The organism is Paenibacillus sp. FSL H8-0457, from assembly GCF_038051935.1.
GTDB lineage: Bacteria > Bacillota > Bacilli > Paenibacillales > Paenibacillaceae > Paenibacillus_AQ > Paenibacillus_AQ lautus_A.
On record NZ_CP150293.1, the window covers coordinates 570,257 to 587,534 of the forward strand.

Sequence of the window (17,278 nt, forward strand, 5' to 3'; positions counted from 1 at the left end):
CCGGGCTGCAGCAGCCCGGTTTTTTATCGCCTATATTTCCAATCTTATTTTGTGGAGACGTTATCCCGGAAAAATCGCCCCATCGGCATCTCTCTCGTAAAAGTGATGCCCCCATACTTATATTTCACTTCAATCTGCGTGATGGGCTGATTGTTATAAAGACGGATGCCGTAATTAAGCGGAATCCGCGAACCTTGATCAAGGGCGGCTCTCTTCTCGTCCGGCATGAGCTCGGGCTTTAGCGGCACCTCCCGAATATCGACGAATTCGATATCGGGATCTTCATCAAGGCCTTCGCCTCCGACCAGATGAAGGGAATAACTGACGCCCAACTCGGCCTTGGCGGGCTTCATGCCATCGTTCACCCGCACGTCCAGCAGCTTCACATCGGCGAATCCCTTATTTATCACTTCGAAGATCATGGTATTTTCATCCGCGGAGGACGTAAATCCACCCACCTTGATGGGCGTGGGGCGAAGGAACAGCAGGTATAGAAGGATGGCCGAGAGGAGCAGCCCCAGGCCCAAATACCCGAGCCGGCGGAGATGTTTGGATTTAGGTTTCATGGCAGAGCAATCTTCCTTCTCTTATTAAATAGACAGCTTTACAACGGATTTGCCTGCCTCAATATCCGCTTTCATCGCTAACAGATATTTCCGGGTGCGTTCATCCATCTCATTCCAATTTACGAATTTGGCGAAGTAGACATAGGAGTAGATATTACGAAAGTCGATGAACAACGGGATCCGCTGGATCCATTCCTCGCTCAGCGTATTCTCTTGAAGATAGCCGGATAAGAACGAGTCGAGGAACCGGGCCACAAACTCGGCTTTCCGGTTTTCCGAAACCGTCTGAACCGCATGATAGATGGCGATGGCGATATCGTAGGCGAACCAATGGTACGAGACGTCCCCGAAATCGAAAAAGATAATCTCCCCGTTATGTACGTGAAAGTTGTGATGGTGGAGGTCATTGTGGACGATGCCGTAGCCTTCTTCATTCTGCGGGAGGGACTCCAATTCCTTAAGATACTGCTTCCACTGCGTATGGACTCTTACACCTGCAGCCTCCGGGAACGCATCGGTAAAAATCACATGATCATTCCATTGGGGAAACGCCATTCGGTGCACGAGTGACGAAGCGGTGGCGTCCTTTTTGCCGAGCTTATGCATACGGCCCATCCCGCGTCCCCACTGCTTGATTATCGCAAAATCCGATGTTACATCCGTTAACGGGCTGCCGGGAGCCTTCGTAAAGGCAACGACATGGTATCGCTTGGAATCGTGGGTTACCTCTTCAATAAGAAGATCCTGTGCGGATCGAATGGACACCGCCATGTTCAGACCCTGCTCGGCGAGATAGGCCATCCACGTCAGCTCGCGAATGATCGAGGCTTTGCGGTATTTGGACGCGTCCAGGAATTTCATAATGAAGCTGCGTCCGTCTTCACCGTTGTATTCAAATACATTCTGATCGAATCCCCCGAGTAACTTCAGCGAATAAGAACCTCGGCCGAATCGTTCGGCCCCTTGATCCAAGACAGCCTGTTCCATGGAAAGTCCCCTTTATCGTATTCTCGATATGATGCTTATGCTTACATACCGGAAAGTTACTGTACTCACTACCAATTACAGTCTAACGAAGATGGCGGGTGGTTGCAAAAAATGGGAGGGCATACGAAAAAGGGCGCTCCCTTAGGAGCACCCTTACATTTTTCTCTATCAACCTTGGAATTTCTGCGCCAACTCACGGAAATTCAGCTCTACCGTGCTGGACAGCACGACATCCGCATGCGGGAAATGCGCGGCGTTGCCGATCGCGACGGCGAACATGCCGGCGCCCTTGATGGCGTCGACGCCGGAGGCGGCATCCTCCACGCCGATGCAGTCGGCAGGCTCTACGCCAAGCTCTGCGGCAGCGGTGAGGAAGATCTCCGGGTCCGGCTTGTTGTTCTTCAGCTTGGTTACGTCGACAATCACGTCGAACTGGTCCATGACCTCAAGCCGTGTAAGCACGGCGATGGCGTTTTTGCTGGCTGACGCGATGCCGGTCTTCAGGCCGGACGACCGGATGTCTGCCACAAACTCCGTAATTCCCGGCAGCAGGTCGGCTGGCGTGATCGTTTCGATCAGCTCGACGTACAGCTTGTTTTTGCGGTCAGCCAGCTGTACCAGCTCTTCATCGGAATAGTTTACAGGCGTCTCCGCCTGGCTTAACAGGAGCTTTAGGGAATCCATGCGGGATACCCCCTTGAGATTCTCGTTGAATTCTCTCGTGAAGGGAATGCCCAGCTCGGTTGCCGTGGCTTTCCATGCCTGATAATGATACTCCGCGGTATCGGTAATGACGCCGTCCAAGTCAAAGATGACAGCCTTCAGCTTGCGTGTTTCTTTCATATCTTATAGCTCCTTTGTGAGAAAACGGAAAGTATAAACCCGAAACAGGGACCTTCCGGATATCGCAAGAAAAATGCGTTATTTGCTCTGCAGCGCATGTTTCACAGGTTTCCCGGCTTCAAGCGTTACGGCCTCGTCGTACAGCTTGATCTCGATGGATTCGCCTTCGACGATCTCCAAGGTCACGCCGTCCTTCTCGATGGAGACGCCGATGAGACGGCCGCGGAAGTTCAAGCGGAACGCATACTTCTCCCAGTCCTTCGGAATGGCCGGGGAGAGGGAAAGTCCGCTTTCCTTCAGGCGCATGCCGGCAAAGCCGTAGACGATCGACATCCAGGTACCGCCCATGTTGGCCATGTGCAGGCCGTCCTTCGTGTTGCCGTGCGTATTGTCCAGATCGAGGCGTGCCGTCTCGATGAAGTACTCATACGCTTTGTCCATATTGCCGATCTTTGAGGCCATGATGCTGAAGATGCAGGAAGACAGCGACGAATCATGCGTCGTGATGCCTTCGTAGTAATCATACGAACGCTGGATCGTTTCCAAGCTTTGCTCGTCTTCCAGCAGGAAGTGGGCGAGCACCGTATCCGCTTGTTTGCATACCTGATAACGGTAAATGGTGAGCGGGTGATAGTTCAGCAGCAGCGGATATTTGTCCTCCGGCGTGTTCTCGAAATCCCATACCGCTTTGCGGAGGAACGTATCGTCCTGCGGGTTAATGCCGAGCGCTTCATCATACGGGAGCAGCATGGCGTCCGCCGCTTTCGCCCAAGCGGAAATTTCATCCGCGGTTACGCCAAGCCGGTCACATAGGGATTTGAAGCCTTGCGCATCGTAGGATTCCAGAATGGCGCAGCTCTTGGCGGCCCATTTCAGGTTATGCTTTGCCATGACGTTTGTGTAATAGTTGTTGTTCACGCAGCAGGTGTACTCATCCGGCCCCGTCACCTCATCGATATGGAAAGCGCCGTTATAATAGTGGCCGATGTCGGCCCACAGGCGGGCGGTTTCGATCAGCACCTCGGCCCCGTAGGACAAGAGGAAATCCCGGTCCTGCTCGGCGAGATAATACTGAATATAGCTGTAGGCGATATCTGCGCTGATATGGTATTGCGCCGTTCCCGAAGGAAAGAAGGAGGAGCATTCCGTTCCGGAGATCGTGCGCCACGGGAACAACGCCCCTTGCCGGTGTCCCATTTCCCGCGCTCTGTCTCTCGCCTGCTCCAGTGTGGAATAACGATACAGCAGCAGCTGGCGCGCAATGTCCGGCTGCGTCATCAGAAATACCGGGAACATGTAAATCTCCGTGTCCCAGAAATAATGGCCTTCATAACCTTCGCCGCTCAGTCCTTTGGCGGAAATGTTGCTGTGCTTGTCCCGTCCGGCGGATTGCAGCAACTGGAATAGATTGAAGCGGATGCCTTCCTGGAGCTGGTCATCGTTCTGAATCACGACGTCGGCCGATTTCCAGTAATCGTTCAGATACTCGCCCTGCTCGGCAAGCAAGTCCTCGAAGGAAGTATCCTTCAACTCCTCCTGCAGCTGAATGCCGTGCTCGAGCATGTCTTGCCCGTGACGAAGACTGTCGGTATACAGATTGTATTTCGTAAAGTGGATCGGTCCGGTCAATGGAAGGACAGCCGTGAGGGTAACCTCTCCAGTTCCGGCTTCGAGCTGAATGTCCGCATCAGCATTCAAGCGGTGACGGGTCACGCAAGCGGCACGCAGCTTGGACGCCATCGTCTCGTCTACGACATAGGCATCGCTGCCCTTGACGCCGGCATCGATGACGGTCATCCGTTCCGCATGCCCTGCGCCTACCCGGGGATCGTTGGCATTGGTGTAGTTCTTCACTTTGCCGTTCACGGTGGAAACGATGCGAATCTGGCCGTTGAAATTGACCGGCTCCATCCGAACGTCGATGGCGAACAGCTCCCGGTGCGCAAAGGACACCAGACGGCGGAAGGTCAGCTTGATCTCTTTGCCCTCGGGCGATTTCCACTGCACGATTCGTTCGGAGTACCCCTTGTCCATATGCAAGCGGCGTTCATGGGCAGTGATCGTTCCGTGATCCAGGCGGAAGGGTTCTTTCTCGTCGCCTAAATAGATCAGGACCGTTTGGGCATCAATATTGTTAACGAGCTTTTGCTGTGTATCGGGAAAGGCGAAGAGCTTCTCGCCGTAAGGGATTTCAATCACGTCGTGGAAAGCGTTCAGGTAGGTGCCTCGAATGGTGGACAGGCGCTCGCCGTAGCCTTCTTCGAAGTTGCCACGCACACCCAGGTAACCGTTTCCGAGTGCAAAAATACTTTCCATATTCAGCAGGGCTTGCTGCGACAAATCAGGATTTGATATATTCCAGGTCATGGTCTACACTTCCTTCCTAGCATGGTTATGCTTGAATTTTAGAGCCAATCGGAGTTATGTTATACTAAAATATCAAGGTTTTTATCAATATTTTTAGGTGGTGGGGAAATAATGAAAGAGGCTTCACGTTCTGGAAACCAACCCTTTTACCTTTCTTCCCGCATGTTTTATTTGCGCGAGAATTTTATCCATCCCCCGTTCGACTATGAACACGAGCTGCTGGAAGCGATCCGCTTCGGCGATGAGAATAGAGCCATGGACATGCTGCGCAAAATTAACGAGCTGGAAGCGGCCGTGCTGGCGACGTATCCGCTTCGATCGAAGAAGAATGCCTTGATTGCCTCCTGCACCTTATTTACCCGGGCCATCATCAAAGGCGGCGTGGATCCCGAGATCGCCTTTCATTTAAGCGACACGCTGATCCTGGAGATCGAGCGAATGAGCGATGTAGAGCGGCTGGTTCATTTTGAATATGAGATGCTGGTGCAGTTTGTGTCGATGATCCGCTCCGAGAAGGAAGACGTGTCTTTCTCTCACATTGTGAACCTGGCGATCTATTACATCCGGGAGCATATTTTCGAGGAGCTGACCCTGAGGAGGGTCGCGGATTATTTGAAGGTCCACCCGAGCTACCTGTCCGATCGTTTCAAGCGGGAGACGGGCGAAGCCATAACCACCTTTATTAATCGGCGGAAGATTGAGGAATCCAAGCATTTGCTGGCCAATACGAACCAGTCGATATCCGAAATCGCGTTTACGTTCAAGTTCTGCAGCCAGAGTTATTATACGCAATTATTCAAGAATTTTACGGGAATGACGCCGAGAAAATTCCGGATAAGCGGCACGGCGCGGTAAAGGACGATCCTATCGAACAACGAGAAAAGAGAGACGCGGCCCATGAAGAAACTAAAGCAGAAAATGCTTCACTTAAGTCTGGAGAAGAAACTGATTGCGGCGTTCTCCGCCTTCATCATCGTTCCCCTTCTTCTGATCGGCGGGATCGTATCCTGGGTCTACGTGGAGAATAATCGGAGCACGATGATTGATGCCGCCGTGGAAAACAACAAACAAATCATTAAAAATATCGATACCTCCCTGCAGCCGCTGCTCCGGCTGTCCATGTTCCCGATCCAGGATTCCACGGTGTATCCCATTATGCGGAAGGATTACGGCAAGGTGACGTATCCATTGCTGGAGCGGGGGCAGGATTTCGATAAAGTGAACGGCTTGATCCAGAGCGGGATCATGCTGTATTCGGACTTGATTGACTCCGTGGTTATCTACCACGAGAACAGCCGGACCATCATCGGCCGAAGCAACCGGGAATATATGAACTTCGCTTATTTCAAGGAGCAGTTTACCCGCGAGCCTTTTGTCCGGAAGATCAGGGAAGCGTATGGCGGCTTTGTCCCGATAGGGATTCATCAGGAGCGACTGCTGTCAACGAAGGGAATTCCGGCCGTGTCGGTGGGCAGGGCCATCTTGGACCCGTACACGAAGGAGGATCTCGGGTTTATCCTGTTTAATATTTCGGTGGATAAACTCAAGACGCTGTGGAGCGATTCGGCATTTTCCGAGAATACGAATTTTTACTTGATCGACGAAAGCGATCATATCGTGCACAGCGTTCACCCCGAGGAAATCGGACTGGCGGCGTCCGAGGTATTGGGAAGCGATTTTCAATATAAAGCGGACGGCCAGGTCAACACGCAGATCAACCGGGATACCTACATGATTTCTTCTTCCTCTTCCATGGCGAATTGGAAGGCGGTCACGGTCATCCCGAAGAAGGATCTGTTCTCGATCGTGTACCTGATGGTGGCTATTCTGATCGGTGCGTTGATCTTACTGCTCGTGCTGTCCATCCTGATCTCGGCCCGGATCGCCACCACGATCATGAAGCCGCTGGCGGTGCTGAACAGCAAAATGAAGCTTGTCTCCCAAGGTCAGCTTGACGTAAGCTTTGATACGAAGCAGCACGGGGAAATCGGCGTGATTAGTCATACCGTGGACCAGATGCTGCACGAAATTCGCGATTTAATCGAGCGGATTTACGTAGAGGAAGAGGAGAAGCGGAACCTGGAGATGAATGCGCTGCAATCGCAGATTCGTCCGCATTTTATCTACAACACGCTGAACGTGATCAAGTGGATGGCCAAGATTCAGGGGGCAACGGGCATTGAAGAAGCGCTGCAGGCTTTCTCTTCGGTTATCAAGTTTACGGTGAAGAAGGAAGGCGACTACGTGACCATTGCCGAGGAAGTCGAATTCATGGAGAACTATACGAAAATTCTTGATTTCCGCTATTTTAATAAATTTGATGTCACGTACGAGGTGGATCCGGCCGTAATGAATCATAGGACCCTGAAGTTTCTGCTTCAGCCCCTTGTGGAGAACGCGGTTTTCCATGGCTTTGAAGGCATCGATTACAAGGGCAGCCTTGTCATATCGATTTATGAGGAATCGGATGCGCTGATCATGAAGGTATGCGATAACGGGCGCGGTTTTCCGGAGGGCGGACAGGCGAAGGTGGAGCAGGACGGTCCGCAGGATACCTTCAACTCGATCGGACTGAACAATATACGGAACCGGATATCCCTTCATTTCGGGCCCGAGTACGGCCTGTGGATCCAAAGGGGAGAACAGGGCGGAACGGTCGCATGGCTTCGGGTTCCGATCATCACAGAAGAAGCAGGGTGATAGCAAGTGCGAATACTTATAGTAGATGACGAGCCGCTCGTTCGGATCGGGATCAAATCGGCGATTGACTGGGAAGCTCAGGGCGTGGACATTGTCGGTGAAGCGGGGGACGGTGAAGAAGCGCTGCGTCTGATAACGGAAACCGTGCCGGACGTGGTGCTGCTGGATATCAAAATGCCGAAGATGGACGGGCTCGAGGTGCTCCGGACGATCAAGGACCGGCAGATCCCGGTTCAAACGGTCGTGTTGAGCAGCTTCGATGATATTGCCTACGTGAAGGAAGCGTTGAAGCTGGGGGCTTTTGATTATTTCCACAAACCCGACATGAATGAACGCGAGCTGACTGCGATGCTGAAGAGCGTCCGGGAGCAGTTCGGGAGCCGGGGGATTCCGGCCCAAGTCGGGCCGGGTACGGCGGGCAACCGGAAGGAGCAGATATTATATGACGCTCTCCGAGGCCATGTTCATGATCTGCATGAAACGGAGCTCAAAGAGGGCAATATGTACGTCGTTCTTTTCAGAATCAAGGATTATCACGCGGTTATCAAAAGGTACCCCAAGGAAACCGAGTCGATCCTGCCGAATACGGTGCAGAACGTCGTCAGCGAGATTCTGTCCACGGAGAAGGAAGTCGAATATCTTCAGCTGGATGAACAGTGCACTGCCGTATTCATCAGCAACAGCGAGCTAAAAAGCCTGCTGGCCTCGTTGACGCGCGTCAATAAAATGGTGCAAATGATCAGTTCGGCGCTCAAGCGGTTTGTCAATATCGACATCGTGCTGGGCATCAGCGACTGGTTTGCCGATTTCAACGGCATTCAGACGGGCTACGAGCAGGCGGGCAAAGCGCTGTCCCATCAATTTTACCACCCGGATACGTCGATCTTTTATTATCAGCATCTGAAACAGAAGGGTGAGCACGTATATAGACAGGCCGATGCCTATTTAAGCCAGATGAAGTCTGCCCTCAGGGAGGAGGCGAACGAGCGCTTCCTGGAGCTGCTGTCCCAGTGGGAGAAGTTTCTCGCGCAAGAAGAATGCATGGAAGAGAAGGATGTCCGCAAGGTATACGAAGGTCTGCTGTTTATGATCGGAGAGGGCACAGGCGTACCGGGCCGGGGAGACGTTCAAGAAGAAACATCGGCCTTTGAAGAGATCCATGAATTCAGGCAGCTATCGGCCGCATACCGTGCCTTGTTCGAGGAACGGCTCAAGAATCGCAGCCATCTGGAGCTGAGAGGCTACAGCCAGCTCACGCGCAATATTATGGAATATACGGAGGAGCACTACCCGGAGAGTCTTTCCTTGAAATTGTTCGGGGATTTGTTCCACGTCAGTCCGAATTATGTCAGCCGATTGTTTAAGCAAGAGGTCGGTCAGGGCCTGTTCGATTATATTAACGAGCTTCGGATCGAGAAGGCGAAGGTGCTCCTCAAGGACTATCGCTACAAAATTTATGACGTTGCCGAGATGGTGGGATTCAATAATCAGGCCCATTTTGCCATTGTATTCCAGAAATACACGGGCTTTTCTCCTAAGCAATATAGGAAAGATGAAGTGTGATATTAGAGAAGAAAGTGTGATTTTTCATAAAAACGCTCGTGCAGCGCAATCTATTTATAAAAAAATAGTCAATTTTAAAAAATTAATCATCATTTGATTAATTTTTTTTGTTCTCCCGGCTCTTTATCATGAAGATGTAAGGTAAAACGAAAAGAAACGTGGGGGGTAGCATCATGGGTAAATGGAACAAGAAGTTTTCGGCCATGCTGGTTTTGTGCCTGGCTCTTGTTGTGGGTTTAACCGCTTGCGGCGGCAGTAAAAGCGCTGACAATACAGATAATGGAGCCGGAGACGCTGCTGAAAAAGTAACGGTGAATTTCGGATTCTGGGGTACGGCGCAGGATTTGGAGATTTATCAGAAAGCGGCTGACACCATCTCCGAGCAGTATCCGGAGATTGAACTGAAAATCAAGCAATATCCGAGCAGCGAGCAGTTCTGGAACACGCTTCCGGGTGAAATTGCTGCGGGCGTAGCGCCTGACTTCATTAAGATGTCCAACGAAGGTGCTTACGAGTACATCAATAAAGGGCTGTTCTCGCCAATCGATGACCTGGTTCAAGCGACGGGCGTGGACATGAACCGTTTCCCGGATACATCCAAGAAGATTTGGAACGTGGACGGCAAGCAATACGGCGTACCGAACAGCGATATGCCGGCGATGTTCTTCATCAATGAGCAAATGTGGAAGGATGCCGACCTCGGCGAGTATCCAACCACATGGGATGAAGTGATCGAAGCGGCCAAAGTGCTGAACAAAGGCGATGTGAAGGGCATTATCGTGAACCTGGACGCTTTCCATATCACGAACTACGTGAAGAGCTTCGGCGGCGGCTGGGGTAACGGTAAGACCATCAACTCCCCAGAGAACGTCAAGGCGCTGGAAATGATCATCGATATGTACGACCAAGGACTGGCGGTTACGCCGAAATCGCTCGGCTTCGGCTGGGACGGCGAAGTATTCAGCAATGAGCAGGGTGCTATGAGTACAGGCGGTTACTGGTACAAAGGGTATCTGAAGGATGCGAATCCGGACCTGAAAATGGTTGCCATTCCGGTTCCGAAAGGAACGACGAACGGCAGCACCATGAGCTCTGACGCTTACATGGTATTGAAAGACGCGAAGAACAAAGAAGCTGCGCTGAAGGCTGCTTATTACATGACCAACGACGATACGCAAACCGCATTCATGGAGCTCGGCTTCAATCCGGCCGTATCCTCGCTGTCCGAGCAGTATTTCGAGAAGAACCCTGAATTCAAGGCGCTGCAGCCTGCGCTGGAGTACAGCACGGACTATGGGTATCCAACGGATACCAAGCGCTTTACGGATGAGCTCGTGAAAGAATTGGAAGGCCTGATTCTGGGCGGCTCCGGTAAAACGGCTCAGCAAATTCTCGACGACATTCAAAGCCAGTTCAAATAAGAAAGAGGCAACGCCCGCTCCCGCTCCTTGTTCTCAGGGGAGCGGGAGCCTTTGTTCACACCACTTTGTGGGGGTTTCTCATGAACCAACCAATTTAAGTTTGGAAGCGGGGGATAACTTATGTCCGATTACAGCAGCAAGCACGCTGATATGAAGGGGAACAAGATCAGGCAATCCTGGTTCCGTTCGCTGGCAGACTCCGATAAGACGCTGGGCTGGTTGTTTACGCTGCCCTTTTTGATTTTGTGGGCATGGTGGTTTCTGTATCCATTCATCCAGTCTTTCGTAAGAAGTTTTCAGGATGCGAACTTCGCTGCCTTGGACCAGGCCAAATTCATCGGCCTCGAAAACTATGTCACCATTCTGCAAGATAAAGAATTCTTCCGGGCGCTGCTTCACTCCCTGGAAATCGTCGTCATCTCGATTCCGATTCAGACCCTGCTCGGTCTGCTTTTGGCGATCCTGGTGAACCAGAAGCTGAAGGGCAAGGGGATTTTCCGGACCGTGTTCTTCATTCCGTATATTACCTCGCAGATCGCGATCACGACCGTGTTCATGATGCTTTTCAAGCAGGGCACCTTCCTGACGAAATTTTTCGGAGCTTTGGGCTTCGGGAACGTGACTTGGTTTGCGGATACCAGCTATGCGCTCTTATTCGTATGTATTCTGTTTATCTTCCAGCAAGCCGGCTTCACCATGATTGTGTACTTGTCGGGCCTGCAGGAAATTCCGAAGGATCTGTATGAAGCGGGCGAGATCGACGGCGCGTCCAAGTGGAACAAATTCCGCTACATTACGGTGCCGTTCCTGAAGCCGATCACGTTCTTCATCGTGTCGGTATCGACGATCGCCGGCTTCCAGATCTACGACCAAATTGCCGCGATTTCCCGTTATGGCGCGCTCGGCTCGCCGGCCGGCGCTACCAGCACGGTGGTGACGTATTTCTACCAGCACGGGATCCGTTACATGAACATTGGATACGGAAGCGCGGCGGTGGTGCTGTTCTTCATGATCATCATGCTGATTACGTACCTGCAAAAAAAATTCCTGGATGAGAAGGAGTGAGAGTAATGTTGACCCGAACGAATAAAGGTCGGCCGTTTCTGTACATCGGCACGATCATCCTGGGGCTCTTATTCGCCCTTCCTTTTCTCTATACCATCTATACGTCCGTCATCCCGATGCGCCATGTCAATACGCTGACGTCGCCGGCCAACTGGACGTTCGAGAATTTCAAAATCTTCTTCACGAACGATGCGTACAACGTGCCGAGATGGTTCATGAACACCGTGATCATGACCGGCGTCGTTGTCATCGGGAACCTCATCATTAACCCGATGGCCGGCTTTGCGCTGGCCAAGCTGAATTTCAAGGGTAAAGGACTGATATACTGGATCGTCGTGGCCACCATGATGGTGCCGTACCATATGATCCTGATCCCGGTATACGTGAACGTGGCACAGCTCGGATGGCTGAACACGTTCTGGGGATTGACGGTGCCCTTCCTCTATCAAGGCTTGTATATCTTCATGCTCCGCCAGTTCTTCATCTCGGTTCCGAACGAGTTCCTGGAGGCTGCGCGGATGGATGGCTTGACGAAGATGGGCGCTTTCTGGCGGATCGTGTATCCCCTGGCCCGCTCATCGCTGATTACGATGTCGATCCTTGCATTTGCCGGGACCTGGAACAGTTACCTCGTTCCGAGCACGCTGGCGAATACGCCGGAAATGTATGTGCTGGTGGTCGGCCTGAACAGCGTGAAGGATATGTTCTTCGAGAATACGCCGATGATCATGGCAGGGGTCGTTCTGTCCACGCTGCCGATCATCCTGTTTTTCTTCCTGTTCCAGCGCCAATATATCGAGGGGATTTCGAACGCAGGCGTCAAAGGCTGATATCGAAGCATCGGGAGGGATTAGACATGGATAACGTGGAACAGCGTGCAAAGGAGCTTCTCGCGCAGATGACCTTGGCCGAGAAGATCGGTCAAACGGTGCAGTACGGCCGGTGCGAGGCGCGGGAGCTGAAGCTGGTTGCCGAAGGCAAGATCGGGTCGCTGTTGAATGTGCATGGTCCGAAAAAAATCAACGAGCTCCAGCGGCTGGCCGTGGAGGAAACGCGGCTGGGGATTCCTCTTCTCATCGGGGATGACGTCATTCACGGTTTTCGCACCATCTTTCCGATTCCGCTCGGCGAAGCCTCCAGCTGGGATCTCGAAGGGATGGAGAAGAACGCCCGCATTGCGGCAGAAGAGGCGGCAGCTGAAGGCATCCGCTGGACTTTTGCCCCGATGGTGGACGTGACGCGCGACCCCCGGTGGGGCCGCATCGCGGAGAGCACGGGGGAGGATGCCTATCTGTCCTCCCTGGCCGCTGCCGCGAAGGTAAGAGGATTTCAAAGTCCGAACGGGGACGGCAACCCGACCGTAGCGGCATGCGTGAAGCATTTTGCCGGTTATGGCTGGATTGAAGGCGGCCGGGATTATGATACGACGGACATGTCGGAGCGGACGCTGCGGGAAACCGTGCTGCCGCCGTTCGAGCACGGGATTCGAGCAGGCGCTCTGTCGGTGATGAGTGCTTTCAGCGAACTGAACGGGGTTCCCGCTTCCGGAAGCCGCTATCTGCTGCGGGATATATTGAAGCGGGAGTGGGGCTTTGACGGCATGGTGGTCAGCGACTGGGAGTCGATCGAAGAGCTGATCTACCATGGCTATGCGGAGGACCGGAAGGATTCCGCGCGGAAGGGGCTGAACGCCGGCGTCGACATGGACATGCATTCCGGCGTCTATCTCGATCATCTGGAGGCGCTGGTCCAGGATAACCCCGAGCTGCTTCAGCTGTTGGATGATGCGGTGCTTCGCATTTTGAGGGTGAAAATCCGCCTCGGATTGTTCGAGAACCCGTATGTAAGCGAAGAAGCCGAAGAAGCCGGAGATCTGCTGAAAGGGCGAGCCATTCCAGCGGCGCATCTGGCCCAGGCCAGGGACAGCGCCCGGAAATCGATCGTGCTCCTGCAGAATCGTAGCGGAATTTTGCCGCTGGATACCGGCAAGCACAAGAAGCTGGCCTTGATCGGGCCGCTGGCCGATGATCGCCATAATTCCATGGGCTGCTGGGCTTGGAAAGGCCGGGATGAGGACGTTGTCACGGTGTGGGATGCCTTTCAATCGGAAATCGCACCGAAGGCCGAGGTGTTCTACGAGCAGGGCAGCGGCATACTGGAGGAGTTGGACGGCGGGGTCGATCGTGCCGTTCAACTTGCCAAGCAGTGTGATGTCGCCGTGGTCGTTGTCGGCGAATCCGAAGCAATGACGGGCGAACATTACAATGTGACCTCCATTACGCTTCCGCCCTGCCAGGAGCACCTGATACGGGAGCTGAAGCGGCAGACCGGCACGCCGATCGTCGTCGTGCTGATGAACGGCCGTCCGCTTGCCACTCCATGGCTGCATGAACATGCAGACGCCGTAGTGGAAGCTTGGCATTTAGGAACCGCCACAGGCCATGCGCTTGTGGACGTGCTGACCGGCGCGTACAATCCGAGCGGTCGCCTGCCGGTTACCGTTCCGCGCGCGACGGGACAAATTCCGATGTATTACAACCGGAAGAATACCGGGCGGCCCCATCTGTACGAAGATTACATTGATTGCGACGATTCTCCGCTGTATCCGTTCGGGTACGGCCTCAGTTATACAACGTTCGAATATACGGATCTGAAGCTGGATCGGCATCAGATCGGCCGGGACGAATCCGTGCATGTATCCGTGAGCATCACGAATACGGGAACCAGAGCCGGCGAGGAAACCGCGCAGCTCTACATCCGCGATTTGGTGGCGAGCTCGACCCGGCCGGTCAAAGAGTTGAAGGGGTTCTCCAAAATGCAGCTTCAGCCTGGTGAAAGCCGGGAGGTGCATTTTACGCTGGGACGTGAAGCATTGGGGCTGCTGGATGAAAGGCTTGAATTTACGGTAGAGCCCGGAAAGTTTCATGTCTGGGTCGGACCGCATTCGGAGGAAGGACTGCAGGCTGAGCTTGAGGTTGTTGAATAAAGGGGGATTTATGCATGGACTACCGCGTAATTAAAGAAGGGGACGTGTTTTTTCTGACCGGGCTTAACGGAGATATCGTCCAGGGGGACGATCAGGGCCATGGTTTGTATACGAAGGATACGCGTTTTCTGAGCCGCATGGAGTTGTTCATCGATGGCGAGAAGCCTTCGCTTCTGTCCTCCACGGGGGATAAAAGCTATGTGGCCTCCTTCCGCCTGATGAAGGACGCCAAGGATGAAGGGGCGATCGAAGTGCTTCGGGAACGCTTCATCTATGATGGCGTCCTGTATGAGCGCTGTACGCTGACCAATTACTTTGTGACCGATTCGAATATCGAGTTCGGGGTTTCCTTCGATGCGGATTTTCAGGATATGTTCCTGGTCCGTAAATACCGTACGGGCGAAGTCGGCAAAATGGAGGGGATTCGGACAGGCGATCAAGAGTTGACGCTGGCCTACGTCGGCGCCGACAAGTTGAGAAGGCAGACGCGCATTGCCTGGGATGCGGACGGCGTCAAAGCGGATGATACCGGCACGGTTTCGTTCTCCTTGTCCCTGAAAGCCAAAGAGCAGAAGGTGATTACGTTCTTTGTCACGCCGATGACGGAGCGGCAACCCGCAGCAGAGACGCTGACTTATGAAGAGGGGCTGAAGAAACTCGAAGCCTCGTACGAAGCTTGGTACGGGAACAGCTCGCAGGTCCAGTCGGATTCCGCGCTGTTCAGCGGCTTGTACCAGAGAGGATTGCAGGATCTGCGCATGCTGACGACGGATGTAGGCTTCGGCGATACAACGGTAGCCGGATTGCCATGGTTCGCGGTTCCGTTCGGCAGAGACAGCTTGATCACGGCGCTGTTCATGCTTCCGGCGAACCCGCAGCTTGCCAAAGGAACCTTGAGAACGCTGGCGGCTTATCAAGGCGAGAAGACGGACCCTTGGCGGGATGAGCAGCCGGGCAAAATCATGCATGAGATCCGCTATGGAGAGCTGGTCACGACGAATCAGTCCCCGTTCTCGCCGTACTACGGCACCATCGATTCCACGCCGCTGTTCCTGGCGCTGATCGGCGAGTATTACCGCTGGACGGGCGATCTCTCCTTAGCGGAGGAGCTCAAGCCGAACGTGCTGCGGGCTTTGGATTATATCGATGCCGCCCTCGAAGCGGGCTCCGGCTTCATGGCCTACAAGCAGGAAGCCGAGAAAGGCTTCCCGAACCAGGGCTGGAAGGATTCCGCCAACTCGATCATCCATGAGAACGGCGAGTATGCGGAATCGCCGATCGCGCTGTCGGAGGTTCAGGGTTACGTGTATCAAGCGAAGCAATCGCTGGTACCCGTCTTCGCGGAGCTGGGCGAGCCGGAACTGGCCCGCAAGCTGGAAACGGAAGCCGAGGAGCTTCGCGTCCGTTTTGAAGCGGCCTTCTGGATGGAGGATGAGCAGTGTTACGCCATTGCGCTGGATAAGGATCAACGCCAGGTACGAAGCGTAACCTCGAATCCCGGGCATCTGCTCATGAGCGGATTGCCGGAAGAGAGCCGCTCGAAGGCGCAAGCCGAGCGGATGCTTAGAAGCGACATGTTCAACGGATACGGCATCCGCACGATGAGTACTGGCTCCACCGGCTACTATCCGGTGAGCTATCACAATGGGAGCGTATGGCCACATGACAATGCCATGATCCTGCTGGGTCTCGGCAAGCAAGGATTCAAAGCTGAGGCAGGCAAGGTGATTTCCGGCCTGCTCCAGGCATCCGCGCATTTTGAATACCAGCGTTTGCCGGAGCTGTTCTGCGGTCATGATGCGAAGCTGGGCCATCCCGTTCCGTACCCGACAACCTGTTCGCCGCAGGCTTGGGCGGCGGGAACCTCGATCGTCTTCCTGCAGGCGATGCTCGGATTGTATCCGAACGCGGCGAAGAAGGAAATCGCGTTGTCCCCGTTCCTTCCGGAGGGGATGAACGAACTGAAGGCCGAACGGATTGCGATCGGAAGCGGGCACCTGTCGGTTAGCGTTGTGCGTAAGGCTGACGGCAGCGCGTTTCATGTGGAAGTGCTTGAGAATACAACCGGATTTGACCTGGTTAGCTGATCTTTTGCAAGATTTGCTTCTGAACAACCTGACTCTTAGTGCTTAAGGGTCAGGTTGTTTTTTTGTTGAAATATTAGGAACGTATGTTCTATAATAATGAGGTGATTTTGAACAGATTACTGTATACATACCGGATTGGAGAGAACCTATGAATTCCTATTGTACATATGCCCTACATCAGATCGAGGTGGCTGTCGTCTCGGTTGTCGCGATTATCGATAAGCTGGATGAACGGGATTTGCTCGTCAAGCCGACGGAAGGCAAACATTCGGTCGGAGAGCTGCTCAAGCATATCGCCGTCATCTGCCGGGCCGATTATCATATATCCGGAGGAGCCACCCAAGAGGAGATGAGCGCCTATTACGCAGGCGTGTCGTTAAATAACCTGAAGGACATACAGGCGGAGTTATTGAGCAACTATTCATATCTGGAGCAGGCGTTCCGAGAAATGACGGAAGAGGAGCTTCATCAGGAGATGACCTCTTATTGGGGCGTCACCTATTCGAGGTACGAATGGTTGCTCGAAATCGTGGCGCACCTGTATCACCACAGGGGGCAGCTGCACGCGATGCTGGTTCACTGTAACGGGAAGGACCCGAAGGTTCCTTTGTTCGAATAGCTAGTGCTCGACGGGATGGATCAAGGGGGGCCGGCCAAGAAGTTTTCTTGGCCGGCTTATTGATTAAGCTCGTG

13 protein-coding genes are annotated in these 17,278 nt (G+C 53.4%); 9 read left to right on the forward strand and 4 right to left on the reverse strand.

Annotated features, from left to right (window positions below; all coding sequences use genetic code 11):
* Positions 1-44 precede the first annotated feature (44 nt).
* The 4 genes from MHI43_RS02470 to MHI43_RS02485 all read right to left on the reverse strand — a co-directional run bounded on the left by MHI43_RS02470 (position 45) and on the right by MHI43_RS02485 (position 4,763).
* On the reverse strand, positions 45-566 hold the full coding sequence (locus MHI43_RS02470; RefSeq protein WP_012818687.1) for a hypothetical protein: 522 nt from the start codon (positions 564-566) through the stop codon (positions 45-47).
* Positions 567-590: 24 nt separating this feature from the next.
* On the reverse strand, positions 591-1,553 hold the full coding sequence (locus MHI43_RS02475; protein WP_036664738.1) for a phosphotransferase: 963 nt from the start codon (positions 1,551-1,553) through the stop codon (positions 591-593).
* A 168-nt stretch (positions 1,554-1,721) separates the two neighbouring features.
* Positions 1,722-2,396, reverse strand: a complete 675-nt coding sequence (pgmB, locus tag MHI43_RS02480) for a beta-phosphoglucomutase (RefSeq protein ID WP_036664737.1) — start codon at positions 2,394-2,396, stop codon at positions 1,722-1,724.
* Positions 2,397-2,474: 78 nt separating this feature from the next.
* Positions 2,475-4,763 (reverse strand): glycosyl hydrolase family 65 protein, encoded by a 2,289-nt coding sequence (locus tag MHI43_RS02485; RefSeq protein WP_036664736.1) that lies wholly within the window; start codon positions 4,761-4,763, stop codon positions 2,475-2,477.
* A gap of 111 nt (positions 4,764-4,874) precedes the next feature.
* Here MHI43_RS02485 and MHI43_RS02490 point away from each other — a divergent pair, with 111 nt between their 5' ends.
* From MHI43_RS02490 to MHI43_RS02530, 9 genes are all read left to right on the forward strand, one after another.
* Complete coding sequence (locus MHI43_RS02490) at positions 4,875-5,618, forward strand: AraC family transcriptional regulator (protein WP_036664734.1); 744 nt, start codon at positions 4,875-4,877, stop codon at positions 5,616-5,618.
* A gap of 42 nt (positions 5,619-5,660) precedes the next feature.
* A complete protein-coding gene (locus MHI43_RS02495; RefSeq protein ID WP_036664733.1) occupies positions 5,661-7,463 on the forward strand; it encodes a sensor histidine kinase in 1,803 nt (600 codons plus the stop codon).
* A 6-nt stretch (positions 7,464-7,469) separates the two neighbouring features.
* Positions 7,470-9,026, forward strand: a complete 1,557-nt coding sequence (locus tag MHI43_RS02500; RefSeq protein ID WP_036664732.1) for a response regulator — start codon at positions 7,470-7,472, stop codon at positions 9,024-9,026.
* Positions 9,027-9,199: 173 nt separating this feature from the next.
* Positions 9,200-10,447, forward strand: a complete 1,248-nt coding sequence (locus MHI43_RS02505) for a sugar ABC transporter substrate-binding protein (protein WP_036664731.1) — start codon at positions 9,200-9,202, stop codon at positions 10,445-10,447.
* Positions 10,448-10,567: 120 nt separating this feature from the next.
* The gene (locus MHI43_RS02510; RefSeq protein WP_036664730.1) at positions 10,568-11,512 is read left to right on the forward strand and encodes a sugar ABC transporter permease; all 945 of its coding nucleotides are present in this window, start codon (positions 10,568-10,570) and stop codon (positions 11,510-11,512) included.
* A gap of 5 nt (positions 11,513-11,517) precedes the next feature.
* Positions 11,518-12,342 (forward strand): carbohydrate ABC transporter permease, encoded by an 825-nt coding sequence (locus MHI43_RS02515; RefSeq protein WP_009593690.1) that lies wholly within the window; start codon positions 11,518-11,520, stop codon positions 12,340-12,342.
* Between the two features lie 26 nt (positions 12,343-12,368).
* The gene (gene bglX / locus MHI43_RS02520) at positions 12,369-14,498 is read left to right on the forward strand and encodes a beta-glucosidase BglX (RefSeq protein WP_036664728.1); all 2,130 of its coding nucleotides are present in this window, start codon (positions 12,369-12,371) and stop codon (positions 14,496-14,498) included.
* Positions 14,499-14,512: 14 nt separating this feature from the next.
* Positions 14,513-16,585 (forward strand): amylo-alpha-1,6-glucosidase, encoded by a 2,073-nt coding sequence (locus MHI43_RS02525; protein ID WP_036664727.1) that lies wholly within the window; start codon positions 14,513-14,515, stop codon positions 16,583-16,585.
* Between the two features lie 148 nt (positions 16,586-16,733).
* Positions 16,734-17,204 (forward strand): DinB family protein, encoded by a 471-nt coding sequence (locus MHI43_RS02530; protein WP_012818697.1) that lies wholly within the window; start codon positions 16,734-16,736, stop codon positions 17,202-17,204.
* Positions 17,205-17,278 lie beyond the last annotated feature (74 nt).

Bases quoted from the DNA above. Each gene is read 5' to 3' on its own strand.
- MHI43_RS02470 (WP_012818687.1), bottom strand. From the start codon at position 566: ATGAAACCTAAATCCAAACATCTCCGCCGGCTCGGGTATTTGGGCCTG.
- MHI43_RS02475 (WP_036664738.1), bottom strand. From the start codon at position 1,553: ATGGAACAGGCTGTCTTGGATCAAGGGGCCGAACGATTCGGCCGAGGT.
- pgmB (WP_036664737.1), bottom strand. From the start codon at position 2,396: ATGAAAGAAACACGCAAGCTGAAGGCTGTCATCTTTGACTTGGACGGC.
- MHI43_RS02485 (WP_036664736.1), bottom strand. From the start codon at position 4,763: ATGACCTGGAATATATCAAATCCTGATTTGTCGCAGCAAGCCCTGCTG.
- MHI43_RS02490 (WP_036664734.1), top strand. From the start codon at position 4,875: ATGAAAGAGGCTTCACGTTCTGGAAACCAACCCTTTTACCTTTCTTCC.
- MHI43_RS02495 (WP_036664733.1), top strand. From the start codon at position 5,661: ATGAAGAAACTAAAGCAGAAAATGCTTCACTTAAGTCTGGAGAAGAAA.
- MHI43_RS02505 (WP_036664731.1), top strand. From the start codon at position 9,200: ATGGGTAAATGGAACAAGAAGTTTTCGGCCATGCTGGTTTTGTGCCTG.
- MHI43_RS02510 (WP_036664730.1), top strand. From the start codon at position 10,568: ATGTCCGATTACAGCAGCAAGCACGCTGATATGAAGGGGAACAAGATC.
- MHI43_RS02515 (WP_009593690.1), top strand. From the start codon at position 11,518: ATGTTGACCCGAACGAATAAAGGTCGGCCGTTTCTGTACATCGGCACG.
- bglX (WP_036664728.1), top strand. From the start codon at position 12,369: ATGGATAACGTGGAACAGCGTGCAAAGGAGCTTCTCGCGCAGATGACC.
- MHI43_RS02525 (WP_036664727.1), top strand. From the start codon at position 14,513: ATGGACTACCGCGTAATTAAAGAAGGGGACGTGTTTTTTCTGACCGGG.
- MHI43_RS02530 (WP_012818697.1), top strand. From the start codon at position 16,734: ATGAATTCCTATTGTACATATGCCCTACATCAGATCGAGGTGGCTGTC.